The 18,330-nt window shown below is 31.2% G+C and carries 20 protein-coding genes; 1 reads left to right on the top strand and 19 read right to left on the bottom strand.

Going from position 1 to position 18,330, the window contains the following annotated elements:
* Window position 1: 1 nt before the first annotated feature.
* The 7 genes from Q0783_RS12840 to Q0783_RS12810 all read right to left on the bottom strand — a co-directional run bounded on the left by Q0783_RS12840 (window position 2) and on the right by Q0783_RS12810 (window position 6,811).
* Window positions 2-1,162: a BT4734/BF3469 family protein gene (locus Q0783_RS12840; protein ID WP_298895744.1), complete on the bottom strand. Its 1,161-nt coding sequence runs from the start codon at window positions 1,160-1,162 to the stop codon at window positions 2-4.
* A gap of 28 nt (window positions 1,163-1,190) precedes the next feature.
* Window positions 1,191-1,502: a helix-turn-helix domain-containing protein gene (locus Q0783_RS12835; RefSeq protein WP_298895742.1), complete on the bottom strand. Its 312-nt coding sequence runs from the start codon at window positions 1,500-1,502 to the stop codon at window positions 1,191-1,193.
* 139 nt (window positions 1,503-1,641) lie between these two features.
* Window positions 1,642-2,544, bottom strand: coding sequence for a hypothetical protein (locus Q0783_RS12830; RefSeq protein WP_298895740.1), 903 nt, complete (start codon window positions 2,542-2,544; stop codon window positions 1,642-1,644).
* Window positions 2,545-3,843, bottom strand: a complete 1,299-nt coding sequence (locus Q0783_RS12825) for a phage integrase SAM-like domain-containing protein (RefSeq protein WP_298895739.1) — start codon at window positions 3,841-3,843, stop codon at window positions 2,545-2,547.
* 548 nt (window positions 3,844-4,391) lie between these two features.
* Window positions 4,392-4,784: a hypothetical protein gene (locus Q0783_RS12820; protein WP_298895737.1), complete on the bottom strand. Its 393-nt coding sequence runs from the start codon at window positions 4,782-4,784 to the stop codon at window positions 4,392-4,394.
* Window positions 4,785-4,815: 31 nt separating this feature from the next.
* Window positions 4,816-5,655 carry a class D beta-lactamase gene (gene blaOXA / locus Q0783_RS12815; protein WP_298895735.1) on the bottom strand — a complete coding sequence of 280 codons (840 nt, stop codon included), beginning with the start codon at window positions 5,653-5,655 and terminating at the stop codon, window positions 4,816-4,818.
* Window positions 5,656-5,905: 250 nt separating this feature from the next.
* Complete coding sequence (locus Q0783_RS12810) at window positions 5,906-6,811, bottom strand: hypothetical protein (protein WP_298895733.1); 906 nt, start codon at window positions 6,809-6,811, stop codon at window positions 5,906-5,908.
* A gap of 358 nt (window positions 6,812-7,169) precedes the next feature.
* On the opposite strand from Q0783_RS12810, the gene Q0783_RS12805 reads away from it, so the two are divergent.
* Window positions 7,170-8,009 (top strand): alpha/beta hydrolase-fold protein, encoded by an 840-nt coding sequence (locus tag Q0783_RS12805; RefSeq protein ID WP_298895731.1) that lies wholly within the window; start codon window positions 7,170-7,172, stop codon window positions 8,007-8,009.
* Between the two features lie 237 nt (window positions 8,010-8,246).
* On the opposite strand, the gene Q0783_RS12800 is transcribed toward Q0783_RS12805, so the two are convergent.
* The 12 genes from Q0783_RS12800 to Q0783_RS12745 form a co-directional block, all read right to left on the bottom strand.
* A complete protein-coding gene (locus Q0783_RS12800) occupies window positions 8,247-10,016 on the bottom strand; it encodes a serine hydrolase (RefSeq protein ID WP_298895729.1) in 1,770 nt (589 codons plus the stop codon).
* Between the two features lie 101 nt (window positions 10,017-10,117).
* The gene (locus Q0783_RS12795) at window positions 10,118-10,684 is read right to left on the bottom strand and encodes a helix-turn-helix domain-containing protein (RefSeq protein ID WP_298895727.1); all 567 of its coding nucleotides are present in this window, start codon (window positions 10,682-10,684) and stop codon (window positions 10,118-10,120) included.
* 190 nt (window positions 10,685-10,874) lie between these two features.
* On the bottom strand, window positions 10,875-11,636 hold the full coding sequence (locus Q0783_RS12790; protein WP_298895725.1) for a DUF1330 domain-containing protein: 762 nt from the start codon (window positions 11,634-11,636) through the stop codon (window positions 10,875-10,877).
* Window positions 11,637-11,646: 10 nt separating this feature from the next.
* Window positions 11,647-12,519, bottom strand: a complete 873-nt coding sequence (locus tag Q0783_RS12785) for an SDR family oxidoreductase (protein ID WP_298895723.1) — start codon at window positions 12,517-12,519, stop codon at window positions 11,647-11,649.
* A 63-nt stretch (window positions 12,520-12,582) separates the two neighbouring features.
* Window positions 12,583-13,440, bottom strand: coding sequence for a helix-turn-helix domain-containing protein (locus Q0783_RS12780; protein WP_298895721.1), 858 nt, complete (start codon window positions 13,438-13,440; stop codon window positions 12,583-12,585).
* A 234-nt stretch (window positions 13,441-13,674) separates the two neighbouring features.
* Window positions 13,675-14,259 (bottom strand): CHAP domain-containing protein, encoded by a 585-nt coding sequence (locus tag Q0783_RS12775; protein WP_298895719.1) that lies wholly within the window; start codon window positions 14,257-14,259, stop codon window positions 13,675-13,677.
* 221 nt (window positions 14,260-14,480) lie between these two features.
* Window positions 14,481-14,813, bottom strand: a complete 333-nt coding sequence (locus tag Q0783_RS12770; RefSeq protein WP_298895991.1) for a DUF6348 family protein — start codon at window positions 14,811-14,813, stop codon at window positions 14,481-14,483.
* A gap of 57 nt (window positions 14,814-14,870) precedes the next feature.
* A complete protein-coding gene (locus Q0783_RS12765; RefSeq protein WP_298895716.1) occupies window positions 14,871-15,290 on the bottom strand; it encodes a DUF6348 family protein in 420 nt (139 codons plus the stop codon).
* A 155-nt stretch (window positions 15,291-15,445) separates the two neighbouring features.
* Window positions 15,446-16,195, bottom strand: coding sequence for a hypothetical protein (locus tag Q0783_RS12760; protein WP_298895714.1), 750 nt, complete (start codon window positions 16,193-16,195; stop codon window positions 15,446-15,448).
* A 138-nt stretch (window positions 16,196-16,333) separates the two neighbouring features.
* A complete protein-coding gene (locus tag Q0783_RS12755) occupies window positions 16,334-16,969 on the bottom strand; it encodes a hypothetical protein (RefSeq protein WP_298895712.1) in 636 nt (211 codons plus the stop codon).
* Between the two features lie 76 nt (window positions 16,970-17,045).
* Window positions 17,046-17,618, bottom strand: coding sequence for a hypothetical protein (locus tag Q0783_RS12750; protein ID WP_298895710.1), 573 nt, complete (start codon window positions 17,616-17,618; stop codon window positions 17,046-17,048).
* Between the two features lie 75 nt (window positions 17,619-17,693).
* Window positions 17,694-18,185: a hypothetical protein gene (locus Q0783_RS12745; protein ID WP_298895708.1), complete on the bottom strand. Its 492-nt coding sequence runs from the start codon at window positions 18,183-18,185 to the stop codon at window positions 17,694-17,696.
* Window positions 18,186-18,330: the final 145 nt, after the last annotated feature.

Genomic DNA, 18,330 nt, shown 5'->3' with positions numbered 1-18,330 from the left:
ATTACGGCGGGATATTTAATGATAATTCTTTTTCCTTTTTTTTAGTTATTCTTTGTATTTCTTTATAATGTCTTTCGATTGTCTTTATGTTTTTGCCAGATACCTTGGCGAGTTTTCTTTGGCTTACTTTTCCGTTTTCTTCATAGTCCCATTTATTAACAAAGCCCTCAAGCTCTTTTAATGTTTTTTGACTCCTTAACTTGCCAAGATATTTATTGGTTATTTCAATTTTTTCTTTTCTAGTAAGGTTGCTCTCAGGATTGAATACTATTCTTCTTGGTGTATTTAGCATTGGAATTAGAATATCTGTTTTTTCGATTTTGCAAACTATTTTAAAAACTTCTGCATCTTCTAATGGGACTTCACATCTTGATTTGTTTATGCGATATATGAAGTTTTCAAAATTTTCGAATGTAAGGTCTGGGTTTAGAGCTCTAAATTGAAACGCAATTGAAGATAAAATTTCGTTTCTTGAGCCTACTGCAATTAATTTTGGTATCCATGCTTTAGCAATTAGTTCTTTTTCATCTGGAAAGAATATATAGTCTTTACCACCAAAGTCAATGTCACCGATGTTATCGTAATTAACTTCATATTTTGCCCCCATTTCGGTTATATCCTCTTCCTCTTTTTTTATATATGTTAGCGTGCTGGGGGCGGTTTTAATTTTACTTTCTTTTCTGGCTAACCACGTTATAGAATCATTATTGATATGTATTTTAGAATCATGACTTAAGACGGTGAACTGAGTTGCTTTTCTAGCTCTTGTGTCAGATTCTATTTTCAGTTCCTTGCTTATTGCTTTATAAGTGCTTTTAAAGTTTGCTTTGGAGAGATTGTCCACTTTAACTAATACTCCTCTTCCAGAGCCTGATAGTGATATCCAACTAGCAAAAATCAATGGATGATTTAAGTCAATTTCTGTTGTTCCGTCAATATCTAGATAAATGAAACCAGATGATTCAATTATATTTCTGTCTTTCTTCCATTTATCAAATGTAAAATTGAAGGTTACACATGGAAGGCTTTTTTTAATTCTATTATATTCTGTTAATCTACCATTTGTATAAGCCTGCCTAGCTTCTTCAATTAAATGTTTTATAGGTTCTTCAGGCGATTTAATTAAGTTTAGGGCATGATACACATCTATTTCGTTAATCACTTTCGGGGAAACACAATTTCTATAACAACTAATCATCTTGACCTCCTTTCTTTCTATTAGATTTAATAAAAGAATCCAAGTCCGATTTAGAAATAAGAATGGTTCTTCCGCTAGTTATATATGGAATTTCACCATCTCTTCTCAACCTCCAAAGTTTGGCTGTAGAGCATTTTAAATAATTACAGGCTTCTTTGATTGTTAAAAACTCTTCTTCGCTTTCTTGAGTTTGTTCGGCACGATTTATACTCATCAATTTTGCTACTTCGTCTCTCACACCTTCTGTGATGAGTCTTGCTAATTCAGCAGGTGTAATTTGAGACATTAATACTTGTTCACTCATAGTTTTATTTTAATGTTATGAGGCAAATATATCGGGTATAAAAGAGGTTGCTAAATATTGGGAATTCAGAAGCAACTTATGCCTTAGTATTGCTGAGAAGTGTTTTTTTTGAAGGGAATTTAAGGGGAACTGGAAGAGATCAAAACTTTAAAAAGTAAAAGCTAACTTCTAAAAGTTTCTCTGAACCTTTAAACTTACTCGGCTTTGCTTGATCTCCAGTATGAATATTGTATCTTTTCTCGAAGAAATCTATTACTCTGTCTATAGATACGTATTTGATTATATAATTTTTAGAATATAAAAGTCTACAAAAGTTGACTAGTTTAACTTTAAAGCCTCGTTTATTGTTCCAATATAATTGACCAGCAGATTTTTGAATATATTCTTTATGAATAAGCTGGGTTTCTAATGCTAGAAAAGTACTTACTTTATCATGAGTAATTAATTTGCCTAGCTCATTATCTTCGTTTTTATTAGGCAAGTATTCTTGGTATTTGTCACTTAAATAGATTATAGTAGATCTGTAGCTATCCAAATAAAGGTTTCTAACAATATTTTGAGTTTTGTTTAATTCAAGCTGACTTATGGATATTATGGAATTGTTTATTCCCTCTAGCCTATTGGATAATAAATGCCTTATTTTTAAGCTTGTGTTAGCCCTCAATAGCCCTTTACTAACATCTTCCCTATACCTTTCCTCATCTGCTTGTATGCAGTGTCTCATTTCAGCTTTAAAGACATTATAATCTAAAGTTTCTTCTAATGTGTTAAACTTAAACTTTGCAAAATGTTTCTTTGGGTCATATTTTTTTAGGCTTATAGGGATTTTCTCAAAATCATCTCCAAAGCTATCTAATTCGAATAATGCCCAAGAAGCAATTATTGCTTCCTTTGATTTTGGTAAATGGGGGTTATAAACACTTGAATTTATTTCTATTAATAACCTCTCGTCGTCATTAAAGGAAATATGAATGTGTGGATCGTAGGGCTTGATTATAAAGGCTGTATTAATATCTTTTATACTATGGAGGAGATAATTCATTTATACGACTTTTAAAGTTTTTTTTGACTCTTCTTTTTCCCAATGTTCCCTAACCATCTCTATATATTGGTCTTGAGATATTTTGACGTAATCCATTAGTTGTTTTTCTGATGAATGGGTTGTTATAGCCATGATTGCTAAGCTAGGTAATTTTCCATAATGATTGGTGACGAAAGACCTTCTGCAAATATGGCTGCTTACTAATTCATGTTTAGGGTAAATACCTCTTACATTTCTATTGGTCTCTTTGTCTCGCTTGTCTCCTATGATTTTTTGAATGATTCCAGCTTCTTTGCAAATCCTCTTTATTTCTTTATTAAAAAGAACCTCTAATGCTGTTGAAGATAGATTGAATGAAGGTAGTTTTCCTTTTCTTTTATCTAATACAAATTGCACTTGAGGATGAATTGGAATTGTTACTGGAGCTAGTGTTTTCTGAGTTTGACTAATCAATATGTTGTTATTGACAATTTGAAGTCGGCTTTGCTCTTTAAAATCGCTAATTCTTAAACCCGTCCATAACCCAACAATAAAAAGGTCTCTTATTTTGTCTAGTCTTGAATCCGTTATCTCTAGGTCGAAAATCTTTTGGATTTCTTCAATTGACAAATAGGGGTCAAGAGGTTTGTTTCTTCTGTATGAGAATCGTCTACTTTTGTACTCTGGATTGATTTTATATCCGTTTACCTCAGCTTCTCTAGAGAACATTTTAATTTGACTAATGTATTTTTCAATTGTACTGTTGCCATATTTTTTACTGACCAAATAACTGATGAATTTTTGATGAAATTTTAAGCTTATATCTGAATGTCTTAAACGAATATTATTTAATTTTTCATACTCTTTTAGCCTATCTAAAGTGGTATTGTATTTGCGAATTGTTCTGGTACTAATAACTTTTCCAGAAGACATGTTAACTCTACTTTTTGATTCTTCTATCCATCTCTCAACAAATGTTACAAAATAGGTTTCATAATCTGCACCGTCTTTAGGTCTATTGTTAAACCTGTCTACTGTATTTGATAGCCATTGAGTAGCCATTATTTCTCCGCTAGAATAACTTTTGTTGTACTCTGAAACGATAAATGCTCTTAATTCTTCTGTGTACTTAATTGTTTTAGCTTGGTCGGGTATTTCTCCTGCAATTGTCTTAAACCTTTGTAGTTTGTTATTCCAGTGGCTAGGGTTTATTAATATGCCTGTTTTAACAGTTAGGTCAAAATCTTTACTATGATAAAACCTGATATATAGATGTGAAGGATTCTTTTTTCCTTTCACTAAGTACTTGATTGATGCCATGAGTTAAGTATTTATATGGCAAATATATAAATCTTCCCGAAATCTTCCCGAATATTTCTACATTAATTGATATTTCAGATAATTTCAAATATGTTATAAACAAAGGTTTTAATAGGCTTTTAAGTAATTTAGATTCGATTAGAATACTTTTGAAATAACCTGAAATGTGAAATAAGAGTCCAGTTCCCGCTACAACAAGCCAAATACGAAAGTGTTTGGCTTTTTTTGTAAATAAGGTTTTAGAAAGTTTACTTTTTAAAATTGAAATGTCAAAAAAGTAAATTTTAATTAAAAGTTGGGTTGTTGTGGAAGCTTTCTTTTATGGTCCAACGAGCGAAGCGAGTTAATCCTGTTCCCGCTACAAGGAAAACCAATTGTGAAAGCAATTGTTTTTTGTGAATGAAATTTTAGAAGGCTTGGTGTGTTGTGTTGAGGCAATAGGTTAGCAAAAAAGAACCAAGAGTGTAGGAATTCGGTAGAATTTCCTAAGCCATCAATAACACTATTAATGATTCATGTTGTTGTGTGTAGTTAATTATATTAAAAGATTATCTAATTTCTATTGGGATATACTTTTTTGTTTTCTCGTTTGCGTCAATAAAAGTCCAATTGCTATTATTTTTTATACCATATGATGGCGTATTGGATCCTATTTGAAATTTTGCATATTTTACAGAATCAATTGTCATAATTGTATCAATTTTGATTTCAGAGATATCTATAGTTTTTATTTTATGATTTTTTGATAATTCTTTCAATAATTCTTCTTTTGAAATATTGTCAAAAACAAACTTTGGAAAATATTTTAATAAGGTTTCAAAGTCAGATTCGTTATACGCTTTAATAGAATTTTGAATGTCATTTATTAGTACATCTCTTTCAGTTTGCGCAATTGCAAATAATGAATTAAATAATATAAAATAGATTAAGAATTTTTTCATAATTAACTATAGCCATTGTTAGCACCAGTATTTATTTCAGAACATTCAATTTTCTAAGACCGAGAAGAGTTAAATCCAACCTTTTTTTAATAAAAGAATTGAAATCAAACTCTTTTTTAGGCTCCAGATTTGTGGCAAATAAGTATGTATCGTTTTTAAATTCAACAAACCCAACAAACCAACCATTGTATTTTCCGTTATTATTTGATAAACCAGATTTTCCACTAAGTTTATATTGGTCAGTTTCTTCAATGAGCATAATATTTCGCATTATACTCTCAGTTCTTTTGGAAATAGGAAGTTCAAAATTGTAAAACCTTTTCAGGAAGTCGATTTGTTGCATTTGACTTATTCTGGAGTCTCCTTCTAACCAAAATTTATCGATGTTAGTAGAGTCAATTTCTAGATTTCCATAGTTAAGTTTTGATATATAACCGTTCATTGTTTTTGAACCAATTTTTCTTGCAACCTCTTGATAACAATGAACACAAGAAAATTGAAAAGCATCTCTAAGTATTAGGTCTTGTTCCCAATTTTTTAACCATTTCTTTTCCCCATCCCATTTAAATATGGCACTATCATTTTCAATTACGCCAGTTTCAAGTCCGATAATTGAATTTGCGATTTTGAATGTAGATGCTGGTAAATTCCCCGTGTTTGACCATTCAAAGTCATTTGAATAGTATTTGTCCTTGTTTAAATCGTAAATTAATATTGAACCTTTAACATCAGAAGAATCAATAATTGACTGAAATTCAGGTTTTACTATTTTATTATTATCAGTTTTTTGTGTTTCAGTCTTTGCAATTTGACTTCTGTCTTTACAAGAGAAACATAGAAGTAACAGAAGTGTCAATGTGGTTATCTTCATTTTTTTATATTGTTGCTAACGTGTTCGTGTATGGTTAGTTGCTGTTAGCGCTAAGTTAGCAAAAAGAAACTGCGTGAAGGAAATTCGGCAGAATTTCCGTGATAATCTTTAAACACCATTAAGCAATTAATTATACACGTTGTTGTGGCCAGTTATTTTATTTGATTTATTAGATTTTCTGTTTGTAATTCTATGTTCTTGAGTTAGTTTTGCCAAGTCCATTTTTATGTAAAAGATAGATTTATTATCATTACCTATCATCTTTTTCAACTATTCCTGAAGCCGTTACTTTATCAGTATATAGGATATGTGTACATCGATTTTGTTCTTCAGGAAATTTCTTATATAAAAACATTTCATGGGATAAGGTAGTATTATAAATATTTTCCTTTCTTTCAATAGTGCTAATTTTTAACCCTGTACCGTCATTATTTAACATGCTGCCTTCACTAAATACATGATTAATGGACATGATTTTTTTAGAATCAAAATTAACAGAATCATTTAACAAGTAACCTCCAATCCTTACTTTGTCAAAAAGGGGTGTAAAAGAATTATGTACATTTCCAGTTAGAGTAACTATTTTGGTGTTTGGATGTTTACTATGGATGTTACGTATTTCCATGTACATGGATGAATCTCTGGTTGAAGACGGGTAAGAATTATCAATAAATTTTAGAATGATTTTTTCATTTTGGATGCTATTGTAGATTAAATCAAGCATTGATACACCATTTCTACCATCAAAATTTTCTCTGCGAAAGAAATCCAATTCTTTTAATTGGGCAATTGACATGTCATTTGATAAGTTTTCCATCTGTGAAGCACGGATTTCTAAGGCTAAGACAACTTTTTTCTCAGATTCAGTTATAAGGTCACATAGACCATAGACAAATTCGGCGGGCTCTTTTGTCCCATGCATTTCTCCAACCATTAATATTTCAAAATTTGCAATTTCATCATATATCTTGTTGCTTAACTTTGATAAGCTATTAATTGGTATCGCGCTCTTTTTCAAATCCTTTTGCTCTTCTGTCATTTCTGCAGAATTTTCAATAGTATTTGATGTTTCATCAGATGTTGTTTGTTTTTCTGTATTTTCTTTACAAGAAGTTAATCCAAGCAGAATAATAAATAGAAGTAAGACTTTTTTCATTTATAATGATATTTTAACTCTACAAACGTAGAGGTTTTATTTAACTTCTACAAATGTAGAATATGATTTTTAAGTCTTGATTGTCAATTGGCTACAACGTGTTCGTGTATGGTTATTAGTGTTAGGAGGTAAGTTAGCAAAAAAGAACGAAGAGTGCGGAAATTCGGTAGAATTTCCCGAACCATCTTTAAACACTATTAACTATACACGTTGTTGTTGCCAGTTTTTTTACATTAAATCTTGTCCTTATGTAAGATATTGTTTTATACTAAAAATGCCATTCATTAAATAAAAGTACTATTAATTGTAACCTTTTTGTTATTTGATTCTTCTAACAAGTAATTAGAAATGAATAAAAATGAAAAAAAGAACAATTTATACGATACTGATTGCGTGTATAGCATCATTAATGTCAGTTTTTGCTACATTCATTATTCTAGATACATCAGAAACACCATCAACATATGACACCTATGAGATAGAATCAATAGTACTTCAAGAGACGAGAGAGTTAATTGTGAAAAAACCTAGAAACTATACAAATGAGAAACAATATCCAGTAGTGTACGTATTAGGAGGTAATTCTCTAACCTATACTATTGCAGCAGACGCTGATTTACTTTCTCGTGTTGGCAATATTCCTGAAGTCATAGTCGTTGGAATACCAAGTATTGACCAAAAGACAAGGCAACGCGATTTAACACCACCTTTCTTAAAGCAAGATTTAGATGAAACTAATTCTCCACTAGGTAAAGCAGATAGTTTTTTAGAGTATCTAGAAAGTGAAGTAATATCATTAGTTGAGAAAAACTATAACACAAATAATCAAAGAACTATTGTAGGACATTCTCGTGAAGGGTTATTGGTACTTTATTCGCTAACTGTAAAACCTAATCTTTTTAATACTAGAATTGCATTGAGCCCAGCTCTTTGGAGAGAAGAAAATGCTTTTGTAAAGAAATTAGATGATTTTCTAAAAGATAACCCTACTTTAAGTTCTAATCTATTTATGAGTATGGGAGAAGATGAAGTTGATAAAATGAAAATAGCGTTTGATTTATCAATTAATCTATTAGATGAAAAAGCGCCTGCTAACCTAATTTGGAAATCATATTATATGCCAAAAGCAACACATCAAACGAACCATTATTTAACGGCTGGTATTGGTGTTAATTATTTTTTTCATGATACTAAATGACTAAAATGTTATTTCTCTGATTGTATTAAGTGATAGAGATTGCATACAATGTCTTTTCAAAATATTTTTGAGTTACCATGATAGCTCATCCTCAAATTGGCTACAACGTGTTCGTGTATGGTTAGTTGCGTAGGCTAGGACTAAGTTAGTAAAAGAAAACGACCCAGAGGAAAATCCGTAGGATTTTCCGAGTATACACAGAATGAGCTATTAACTATACACGTTGTTGGCATTTCGTTATTTGTTTATCTGATTACTTTCATTACCAAGTTTTACGACTTTTGTAAAATGTATACTCATGAATACAATCCAAGAGGTCCATCCTAAAAACAATAACCTCTGAATGATACCCCAATACATATGGACAAATTCTGGAATAGAAGATCTACTAATCATAAAACCTATGGAAACCATCATCAAAAAGAAACTAATTACAGCCTGTATTCTAATTTTAGATAATCTTTTTGCTCTCCAAAAAATAATAGCTAATAATGGTCCTAGAAAGCTTAATATAATACTGTTGGCAAAAATAGGGAATAGCTGATTTGGGAAAGGGAATAGTGACGATCCTATCATATTAATAGGAATAAAAACCAATGGTATTAATGGAAGTATATTAATGCTTTGTTGCTTGCAAATTTTATAAATGCTATAGATAAAAGGAATAAAAAGCATAGCAATTGTGAATTGTATACCTGCATTAAAAGTACCCGAACCTGAGTAAAAAGAATCTAATAGTGGGATACCATCTCTGATATGGCTATAATCATTACCATATAAAAACCCAGAGAACATTGTTCCTAACCAAAATAGCACAGCGATTAGGTATCCTACATAAAGTGAATATTTTGTATTTACATAATCATTGAATTTTAACTTACCAAGTAGAAAGAATAGCAATCCAATTCCAAAAATTAGAAGTGCTTGCAAATTTCTATTCATAGAAATTGTAAACGGTTTACCATGAATAATTTTTAATACATCATTTAATATATCTTCTTTTCTAAGCACTATACCATTGGTTGCATAAGCAATTGACAAGTTATCTTTTGGGTAATGAAATAGACTAGACTCGGATATCCAACCACCAGTATGACCAAAACCTTCACTGCTTTCGAACTGAGTTTTCATGAGTCCAAGCCTATAAAAACCTTCACCTTCTAGCATTTTATTGAGACTTTTTTTCGAAACTAGCCTTCCATCAAACAATGCATCAATGAATAAAGTCATATCTTCTATAGTAGATACAATACCACCATCGGCAGTAGCAAGATGATTAGTATAATTTGCTTCTTCAGATACGGTTTTCCAATCATTGTCGTACTGGTACGTTTCAGCAACATTATTGATTTTGCTTATTGTTTGTGTGCCAAAATATGTGTTGTTGAGATTTGCTTTAGCCGAAATTCTTTTTGACAATGCTATTTCATAAGTTGATTTATCTAATAGTTCAATGATATATCCTAAAAATAGATAGTTTGTATTACTATAACTAAATTGTTCGCCTGGTTTAAAATTAGGTTTGAGTTTGGCAATAATGGCGGCAACGGTATCCTTGCTAGATATACCATGCAAGCTTATTTCCTCATCTGTATCGTTCACATAATCGAATAAACCACTTTTATGAGAAAGCATATGCTCTATGGTTATGCTTTCTGCATTTGGTAGTAGAGGATAGAACGTATCTAAGGTGGTTTCTAACGACAATCTACCTTCTTCTATCAATTGAAAAATCATTACCGCAGTATATGTTTTTGTAATAGACCAAATTCTATAATGTGTATCAGTATTAGCATTAATTCTGTTTTTGCCTTCTATAGTTTTATAGCCTATGGCTTTAGAATAGATAAGTTTTCCGTTTTTGGAAATTGAAATACTGCCCATAGCTTCATTTCGCTTTTCGAGCGAATTAAAAAATTCATCAAGCTTGCTTTTTTCTAAATTTTGAGAAAAACTAAGACTAGATATTAAAACTAGTGTTGCAAAAATGATTGTTTTTAATTTCATATTCGATTTGTTTTGATTGACCTCAAAAATATTCGAATAAGGATTTTATTGGCGAAAAAGTCATAAGCAGTTTTTATGACATTTTTATGACAATTGCCTTGCTATACTATGTTTGGAAAGAATTTTAAGATTTGTTCATTCTTGTCTATGGCTATAGATGTATGAATTACAATAATGATATTTACAGATGTATACATAAAGTAAATTATGGGTACAGGTAATGGAATAGCTCCACCTCCGCGACCAATAATAAAAAATAAGCTGATTGCTATACCACATAGAAGAAAAGTACTTATTATTTGAATACTAAGTATTCTTCGTCCTATACTATTTACATGTGTATTCGATTTATGAAGAAGAAAAAAAATGGTTGGAAGAATAATATTACCAAAAGGGATAAGTAAGACAGATAGAATACTGAAATTCATCAGTTTTAATTTACGGGAATCATTATTAGCAGTGTTATTTTCATCTGCTAAAACTATAATATCTGAACTTTCAACATCTAGTGTTTTTGCTAATGCCTTTAAAGTATGAGGACTGCCTTTGGTCAATCCTTTTTCAATACGCTGAATGGTTCTAATAGATATACCAGATTGTTTGGCTAATTCTTCTTGGGTATAATTCTTTGCTTTCCTAAATTCTTTCAGTGTATTCAGTTCTTTCATTTTTATTTTGGAAGTCTGGTTAATGAATGCCAACGTGTTCGTGTATGAGTATTAGCGAGTTTTAGTGCACTACTTTTCACAAAGTAATTTACAAAATAAAATAGAATAGCGATTTGAATTAAAACTCAAATCGCTATTACTTATACACGTTGTTGTAGGTTGGCTTATCTCCATATTAAACCATATGTTATTATAAACTAGCCTCTCCAATAAAAAAGTATAGATTCTTTAATGAAGCGTCTCTTTTTGGAAATAATGCTTTCATTCGTTCATCTGTTCCCATTTGTTGTAATCCTTCTATAGAATCAAAATAGAAGCGATGAATTTCATTAGGTTGTTCTAAACTTCCTTTTGATTGAAAAGGAGTTATAAATCTTTCAAAGTGAGTCCCAAATTCTGGCATAATTTCACAAACTTCTTCATGGTAATCCTCAAATTGCTTTTCATATTTTTCACCTTCATTAAAATAAATTAGTGCAACACCATAAGTCTTACTTTTGTCACCAACCTCTTTTTTAAATTCAAAGTTAGTATTCATACTTGTAAAAACATAAATGTCTTTAAGTGCAGGAATCGCGTATTCATTTCTAATTTTTATAAACTCAGGATCTTCATTAAATTTGTTAAATACTTCAATGCTTGGATAGCTGGCGAAGTGAATTTCATCTGGCATTTCCATTTCTCCTTCAGCTAACATTTTTGGCTTGATAATGCGTTCAATTTTTCCTCCGTATTTTTCTAAAATGGCACCACCTTTCTTTTTGTATTCTTCAAAACGTGCTTCCTCTCCATTTTTTATATACATTAAAGCAACGTTTACTATTTCTTGATTTTTCGCATTCATTTTATCTGTTTTTTTTGTGTTATTATTTGAATTTTGTGCTTTTGTAGTACACGATAATAGTAATGATACTAGTAAAGCAAAATTTGTTATTGTTTTTAAATATTTCATTATTAATGATTTAAATTAAATGTTCCATTTGTAAAGCCTCTTTTATCAAATTTTCTTGAATTGAGTTAGTTTTACTATTCAACTCATTTGTGCTGTAATCTATTCCTATCGCTTGCCTAATGGGTCTATCTCCTTTTTGCAATTCGATTACTTTTAAAATAGCATCTGGAATTTCTTGTGGATTTGGGGATGCATCACTTTTATAGAATTGGTCAAAGTTTTGGAGCATTGCTTTTGGAACATCAGCCATTTCTCCATAACTTTCTAGAGTTTTTGCATCTTCTTCTTTAGGTCCACTATATAATAGACCTGATGGATAAGGACCTGGCTCTATAATGGAAACATCAACACCAAGAGGCTTTAATTCGTATTTCAATGCTTGTGAATAGGCTTCAAGTGCAAATTTACTTGCACAATAGATTCCAAAATATGGAAACACTAATCGTCCAGCTAATGAGGAGATATTGATAATTAGTCCATCAGAAGAATTTTTTAAGAGAGGAAGAAATGCTTTTGATGCTCTAATAACACCAAAGAAGTTCGTGTCAAATTGTTCTTGTGCTTGCTCTATACTATATGCCTCTGTAATGCCAACATACATTATACCTGCATTATTTACTAGAACATCAAGTCCGTTTTCTTCTTCAATAAGAATTCTATCTACCAAATCATTGGTAGATTTATCACTAGTCACATCTAATTCAGCTACTGTAATTGCAATGTTTTCTTCTAATGCAATATTTTCAAGCTCTTCTTTTTTCGCTTTGTTTTTTCCATGGGTATCACGCATTGTTGCCCAAACGTTATAGCCTTTTCTGGCCAATGTTAATGTAGATAAATAACCAAATCCGTTGCTAGATCCTGTAATAAGTGCTGTTTTCATATTTACATGTTTTTTTGTTAATGATGCAAAGATGAGAACAGAGTAGTAGGAAGTGTTTTAAGATTAGTTCAAAGATTTGTCTAAATGGGTCAACTTGAATATTGTTGGAGAAATTCCATGTTTATTTTTAAATGTTTTTGAAAAATGAGAAACATTTGTAAATCCACACTCATATGCTATATCTGTAGTTCTTAAATCTGTAGAAATAAGTAATTTTTCAGATTTTTCTAGTTTTCTTTCACGCAAAAAAGCGGCTGGAGATGAGTTGTATAGCTTCTTAAATTCTCTTTTAAAAGTAGATAAACTTTGATTGTTTAAGATAGCTAATTCATCTAAAGTAATATTTTCATAGTAATGAGCTTTAACAATTTCTCTAAATGAATGTGAATTTGGGCTAAATAAATTAGAAAGTATAGAACGTATTGCAGGAGCATTTTTAGTCTGATTTAACAACAGAATAATTTCCTTTAGTTTTAAAATCAGGATTTCTTCTGTTACTAATTTTGGGTTTTGAAAATAAAACAATATGTCTTCAATATATTTCCGAATTAGAATATCACTGTTAAGTTTAGACATTCCAATATCTAAAGGTGTTTTTTGTGTAAGAAAATCGGGAAGATTGTTTTCATAGATTTTCATCAAAATGTCAGGGTAAAAATGTACAGCAAGCGCTTGATATGTGTCTGAAACCTTTGATGGATGCATATTGCAAGTGTAGTTTCCGCATTTCATTAAAAGTGACTCTTCGGCTTCAATCCTAAGTCGTTCAGTTTCAGAAATTGAATCGTACTCACCTTTAAGTATATACAAAAAGCAAGCCTCATTAGGCATCAAATTTGGCTTTTTGTAAGGTGGCTTTAAAATAATTGTTTCAAATAGTAACTTCCCAAATAAGTCTATAGTTTTATAGTCTTGTACCATTTCTTTTTTTGTAAAGGTAACTTTTACCAGTTATTTAGGGTTTTTCAATTGGTTCATTTTGTTGTCAATTTGGTTCACTTTTAGCTTGCGTACAACGTGTTCGTGTATGATTTGTGCGACTGAGAATCCGCAGGATTTTCAGGTGTTGCAAATCAGTTGCTTAAAGATATAAATTTAAAATGAAGCAGGAGGTAAGCATTGATTATACACGTTGTTGTACCTAGTACTTTTTGGTTACTTTCTTAACCAACCTAAAATTCGGTCATTATTAATTCGCCACTTTCCATCTTCATTTATTAGTTCATATTTTTCTCTTGAATTCCCAAATGGACCTGGATTCTGCTGTATAATTTCAACTTCTTTTTCGTCCACTTTTGAAACGATTGAAACGTGTCCATATTTATTAAGAGTCGTTCCTGAATAAATGATTAAATCGTCTGCCTTTGGTTTAGATCTGCTTGGATTAGTATATTGAGTTAAATTCCGCTGTTTATTTGTTTTTCCATCTTTTACATTAGAATCAAAAAAGTCTTTTGCGTGTCCATAACTATCTGGCATTTTATGATTCAGTTTTTCAAAATAATATCGTTTTACAAATTCTACACATTGATATTTCAATCCGAGATTATATCCATCTTTGGTCAGTTCTCGCCCATCAACATTTCCAACTCCACCATTGAAATATACCACAACTCCGTTTAAACTATCAATTTTTTGCCCAACATCGTAATTCGGATTTAGATTTATTTTTTTAGACGCAAAAAAACCGATTACAATTAAAATCAGTATTCCAAATATGATAAAAATCCGTTTTTTCAATTTAGTAGCGAAGGTTTTCTTGTATTAGGTACAATGTTCAGGCTATGGTTAGTACGGGAATTAAAAGTAGCAAACTTTCGATTAAGCACTTTGCCAAAACTTTTTATTTTGTTTTATCTTTTCATTTTAAAGCCAAATCAAAAGATTTGGCGGACTTTGTTAAAAGTACTAAGTTTAGTAAGTACCACACCCCGTATTAATTATAGCCATTGTTAGGCACTTTACTTTTTCCATATTTCCCACCACTTTTTATTGTTATTTATCTTTGCTAATTCTCCATCTAGTTTTTTTAGTATTGTATCTGATTTTATCTCTTCAATAGGTTTTGAACTCAGAAGTATACTTTGTTTTAAAAAAAATATTTGATTTTGTTTGGGCAAGCTCTTAATATATTCAGTCAGATATTGTTTGCCAAGAGTCCAATCTACTCCATTCAGTCTACAGTCAATATCAATTTTATTATCGGATGAAATAGACATAAAATTCCTTATGAAATATGTTCCAGGTCTCCCTAGAATATTATCTGTCAGAGCTTGAAATAATTTTTGAAGAATTAAACTACTATTTTTTTCGTTGATTTTGGTTTCAAGAGTGTTGTTTACTTCTTTACACTATAATAATGGACCAAAATAGATATCCCAACCTAAATATTTATTCAACTCCCCAGAATAGCTAGCACTTTCTATTTTTTTTCCTAATTCAGAGTGTCCAGAGCCGATATAGTCGTGAATAGGTGGAAAATCGCAGTCTATCCACCTTTGAAAAGCACTTTTGATAGCATCGTATTCGGAACTACCTATTCCCATAGAATATTCAGTTATGCTATTTTCAAATTTAACAGGGTTGTTAAAAGTTAATGTTACACTACAAGAATATTGTTGACTTTCAAAACTTTTAATATCAATAACTTCTGGTTCAATATTAAGATTTAATGGTAGAAAATTAAAGGATTGCTCGTCCGATATTGTTTTGTAACCAGCTTCATTAAAAGCATCACTTAAACACTTATATAAATTATGTTCTGTTGTCATTTTTGGGTATTGTGCCTAACGTGTTTGTGTATGGTTAGTTGCTCTGCGACTAAAGATAGCAAAAGAGGGACGAATCTGAGGGAAATTCGGAGAATTTTCCGATTGGCACAGAAAAACTCGAGCAATTAATTATACACGGTGTTGGGCATAGTTTTTTAATTCTTAAAAACTGTTCGTTTCAATATTTGCCAAATTATTAAAATCAGAATAATTATTCCATATTTAATCCATTTAGCTTTTTTCTCAACTTTTATTGATTCCGTTACTTCAGACGTTTGATTTGGATTCTTAAATTTCTTAAATATTATCTGTTCCATTAATTCATCTCCGTCCGAATGGTCAAGTAATACTCCTAATCTTCTTTTGGCAACACCAAAAGTAAAGTCTTCCATTAATTGGTCTTCTGTAAGGTCTTCTTCCGGGTCATAATCATCTTTCCAGAAATTCTGATTGTCTTTAGAATAAGATTTTTGATAGATTTTAATTTCTTCCTCTATTCTCTCTCCAAACTCAATTCTTGGTGTATCGGAAGTGATTATTTTAAGTCTTTTTTTAACTCCACTTTCTATTAGGGAATATCCGTGATAATTAACAGCACTATGACAAGCGACAGTTACAATTTCAGATGTCGGAAATAAGTCAACAAGTTTCTGTTCCTCTTTTGTTAAGATTAGTTCGTCTGCTCTTTCAAGACTGTTTGTTGTCAGCTGATAATCATCGCAAATAATTATATTACCATTAAAATATCCAATATTTATAGACTTGTCGTTCGGATAGATACATTCATCAAGAGTCGATTCACGGTCAAATTCATATTCCGATTTTCCGATAGCTTTTAATATTGCGCTTTCGTCCGCAAAGTTTTCTTTATTTTCAATTATTATTAAAGATGATTTCCATCCCATATTTCGATTTCGTTAAATTATGCCCAACGTTGTTGTGTATGGTTAGTTGCGTGTTTAAGCAACTAATTTAGTAAACAAAAACGAACCCGAGAAAATTCCGAAGGAATTTTCCAAATAAGCACTTGCCAAAGCAATTAATTATACACGTTGTTGTAACACGTTTTTTATTCCACTAAATATTGTACTCAACTCTATTTCTCTCTTTTCAATTCCGTCCATTTTGTCAATTTTCTGTCCGAATATTTTGTTCCAAAAACCTCTCTTTGTAAAGTCATAAGAATAGTTAAAGTTCGTGTCATATTGTGAAATGTAAAGTTTCGATTTCAGAATTATGTTGTTTTTCACGAATTGAACTTCTTTTCCTTTTAATCCACTTTCAAGAATTGAGAGAATTCCATTCCGATTCTGTTCATTAAATTCTAATGATGGACTTCCGTAAGTTTCTCCATCTTCACTAAAATCGTGTTTATAAAAATATTCTCCTTCCACATACTTATTATATCCTGGAACTGTCGGATTGAAAATATGTAAATAGATAAGTAAATTGTCCTTTAAATATCCAACTCGAATTTCAGTCAGAGAATTTTCCACAATTGATTTGAAAGTTTCTGTTTCCGCATCTCCTTTAAATTCAGTTTTTGGATTTTCAAATTTTCCGCTGTCGATTAAAACTCGGTTAATAAACTCTTTCCAATGTTTGAATTCCTGCATTTTCTTGATTTGGTCAAATGTGTTACAACGTTGTTGTGTATGGTTAGTTGCGTGTTTAAGCAACTAATTTAGTAAACAAAAACGAACCCGAGAAAATTCCGAAGGAATTTTCCAAATAAGCACTTGCCAAAGCAATTAATTATACACGTTGTTGTAACACGTTTTTTATTCCACTAAATATTGTACTCAACTCTATTTCTCTCTTTTCAATTCCGTCCATTTTGTCAATTTTCTGTCCGAATATTTTGTTCCAAAAACCTCTCTTTGTAAAGTCATAAGAATAGTTAAAGTTCGTGTCATATTGTGAAATGTAAAGTTTCGATTTCAGAATTATGTTGTTTTTCACGAATTGAACTTCTTTTCCTTTTAATCCACTTTCAAGAATTGAGAGAATTCCATTCCGATTCTGTTCATTAAATTCTAATGATGGACTTCCGTAAGTTTCTCCATCTTCACTAAAATCGTGTTTATAAAAATATTCTCCTTCCACATACTTATTATATCCTGGAACTGTCGGATTGAAAATATGTAAATAGATAAGTAAATTGTCCTTTAAATATCCAACTCGAATTTCAGTCAGAGAATTTTCCACAATTGATTTGAAAGTTTCTGTTTCCGCATCTCCTTTAAATTCAGTTTTTGGATTTTCAAATTTTCCGCTGTCGATTAAAACTCGGTTAATAAACTCTTTCCAATGTTTGAATTCCTGCATTTTCTTGATTTGGTCAAATGTGTTACAACGGTTTGGCTAAAATGCGTTGCCATCCCGTGAGGTGGCTATGATTTTTTAGCTTTTGTTAGCCAACGTGTTTCTGTCCTTAATTACCTTTTTTATCCTTTTTGGTTCGATGCGATTCGGAATAATTATTTCGAAATCACCATAATCTATTGTACCCGTTTCAAGAGTTACTTTATTTCTTTCAAATGCGATGCTTACAGGAGAAAACTCTTCCCCAAAGATTTTTAAGAATTCCTCGTAAGAATTAAAAGTTGACTGTTCGGGAAACATTGCAATTCCCACAAAGGAACCAGCATATATTGGAAAATCAGATTCTTCCAGTCTAAAAACGAAGCCGTTGAAATTGGTCAGGTCTTGACGCCAAACTTTGAGATTTGATTTCCATGTGTTATTCAGCGTTTTGTTCCTGGTAAAGGGATAGCACCATATTCCTTTAATATCATCGCCTTCGGAAGACATAGACTTTCTTCTAACTGGATGAATCCCGTTTTTCAGGATATCCTTTGTGTTATTATGTTTTGTCCAGTGAATGAGTAGCATATTTTATGGTGGCTAACGTGTTCGTGTATGGCTTCGTTGCGTTAGCACTAAGATAGCAAATAGGAGCGAACCCATTGTTCAGTAGCGAGGATTTTCCGAAAGGAAAATCAGAAGCAATGAACTATACACGTTGTTGTGCTTTAGT

It is taken from the genome of uncultured Psychroserpens sp. (assembly GCF_947500255.1).
Classification (GTDB): Bacteria; Bacteroidota; Bacteroidia; order Flavobacteriales; family Flavobacteriaceae; genus Psychroserpens.
The sequence above is the reverse complement of the archived record's forward strand: the minus strand, read 5'-3'. Positions and strand labels throughout refer to the sequence as shown.